The sequence below is a fragment of the Myxococcus sp. AB056 genome (genome assembly GCF_006547365.1).
GTDB lineage: Bacteria > Myxococcota > Myxococcia > Myxococcales > Myxococcaceae > Myxococcus > Myxococcus virescens.
Genome location: NZ_VHLB01000193.1, coordinates 1 through 2237, shown reverse-complemented (window position 1 = coordinate 2237; position 2237 = coordinate 1). Strand labels below are relative to the sequence as shown.

At 71.0% G+C, this 2237-nt stretch carries 1 protein-coding gene; it reads left to right on the top strand.

The features are described 5' to 3' along the window. The first annotated feature begins 205 nt into the window (after positions 1–205). The gene (locus tag FMP39_RS37060; protein WP_141594679.1) at positions 206–2044 is read left to right on the top strand and encodes a patatin-like phospholipase family protein; all 1839 of its coding nucleotides are present in this window, start codon (positions 206–208) and stop codon (positions 2042–2044) included. Positions 2045–2237: the final 193 nt, after the last annotated feature.

Below are 2237 nucleotides of genomic sequence, written 5' to 3'. Positions count from 1 at the left end.
GAGCCCCCCCTGCCCCGCCGCGAGGTGTATCCGTAGGGGAAGGCTGGCGCGGCCGTGAGCGCCGTCCCTGAGCAGCTCACGGCCGTCGCCTTCCACACACTCCGCGCCGCGCCCGCACGTGCGCATGCGCTAACATCCTCCCCGACGAGGCGGCGGGCCCAGGCACGGCACGCGGCGGCGTCGCGCGCCTTTCGGGGGGACGCCCATGAACCGGAGCACCACGTACCTGCTGTGTCTCACCGCGCTGGCCACCGTCTCCAGTGGCTGCTTCCTGCGCACGGGCTACATCCTCGACGCGCTGAACACCCCCGGGGACCCGCAGGCGGCGCCGCTGCCCGTGCCCATCCAGGAGCGCGCGGCGCGCCTCACCCGCACGCACCTGGTGGACGCCTACGCCGACCCCGCCGAAGCCGCGCGCTGGATGTCCGCGATGGGCAACGCGCCCCAGCCCATCCTCGAGCAACTGGACTGCCTGAAGCAGAGCGCGGGCGGCAGCAACAGCGCGTGCTACGAGCGCTTCCTCAAGAGCGCCATGGAGTCGCCGCAGTGGGGCCTGCCGTCGCTGCCCACCACGGTGGACCCCGCCGCGCCCTCACCGCGCGAAGTGGACGCCGCGCGCTTCCTGGCCAACACGCTGGGCATCGCCGCGTCGCTGGTGGCCCTGCATGATGCCCAAGGGGACCGCGTGCCCCTCCAGGTGCTCAGCCGCGGCATCCGCGAAGGCGCCGAGTCCGCCGCGCAGTACGTCAGCGTCCGCAAGTGGAACCGCACGCTGGGACGCCCATCCAACGCCATTGTCCTGAGCGGCGGCGGCGCCAATGGCGCGTTCAGCGCGGGGGCCATCTGGCGGCTGCTCGGCGTGCTGGAGCAGTGCCGTGGCAAGCCCGCGCCGGAGGGGTGTGGAGACGCGCGCATCGACCTGGCGGCGGGCAGCAGCACCGGCGCGCTCATCAGCACGCTGGTGGACCTGTTCCACACGCCGGGCCACGAAGAGGCCGCGCGCCAGCTGCTCGTCAGCAACTACACCTGCTCGGTGGAGTCGGACCTGTACTGCGTCAACAACACCTGGATTTGGAAGATTGCCTCCAACCTGCGTGGCCTGGTCCAGTTCGACGGCATCTACGGCAAGCTCCGCGCAGCGGTGGTCCCCGAGCAGCTCACCAACGGCACGGAGCTGGTGGCCGTCTCCGTGGACTTCGACACCGGTGACGTCTTCGGCATCAGCGACCAGGACCCGGCGAACATCGACCCGAACGCCACCGAGCAGCAGCGCGTGGAGGGCATCATCAACGGCGTCGTCGCCTCCATCGTGGAGCCCGTGCTCGCCGACCCGGTGCCGTGGCTGCCATCACACACCGGGCGGATGAAGGGCTCCTTCTTCGACGGCGGCGTGCGCTCCGGACTGCCGCTGCTCCAAGCCGTTCAGCGCGGTGCCGAGCGCGTGCTGGTCATCTCCACCGGCGGCGCGGAGCCGTCACCGGAGAACCCGCCGGACAACGCCGTCAGCGTGCTGATGCGCACCATCGACCTGTTCGTCGCCCAGCCGCGCGTGGGTGAGGTGCAGCAGGGAGAGATGGCCGCCGTGGGCCGGCGCTTCGCGGAGTACAACGTCTGCGTGGAGCGCCTGGCGAACGTGGCCGACGCCGCCAGCGTCAACGCCTTCTGCCGCCGCACGGGCACGGGCTTCGTCCCGCGCGAGCCCGGGGCCCTCAAGGCGGCCACCAGCATGTGGCTGGGCTCCGCCCGCTTCGACCAGGTGGCCTCCAGTTGGCGTTCGTCGTGGATGTTCCGTCCGGACTCGCAGCTCCAGACGGCCAGCGGCTACGGCTTCTCGCCGGAGGTCATGCGGCCGCTGTTCAAGGAAGGCGTGAAGCACTTCCAGCAGCGTTGCCATGAAGTGCTGCGCCTCTTCGAGATTCAGGGCACGCTGGCCGCCTCGGAGTGCGACAAGCCGGTGGACGATGCGGTGTCGGAAGCCGAGGCGCGGTTCGCTCCACTGGCCCAGTGCATGAAGGGCAAGCCCGAGCAGCGCTCGTGCAAGTGAGCCCTGGAGGCATATCCTCCAGGCGTCCATGTCCGACCGGTCGTCCCTCATCCGTTGGCTCGTCATTCCCGGCGTGAGCCTGGGCGTGCTCATCCTGAGCGCCGCCCTCTCCTACTGGCTGACGCGCCCTGTCCACGACGAGCCGCTGCCCGTCGGACCGCCCCCCGCCGAAGAGCTGCCCGCCCCGCAACCG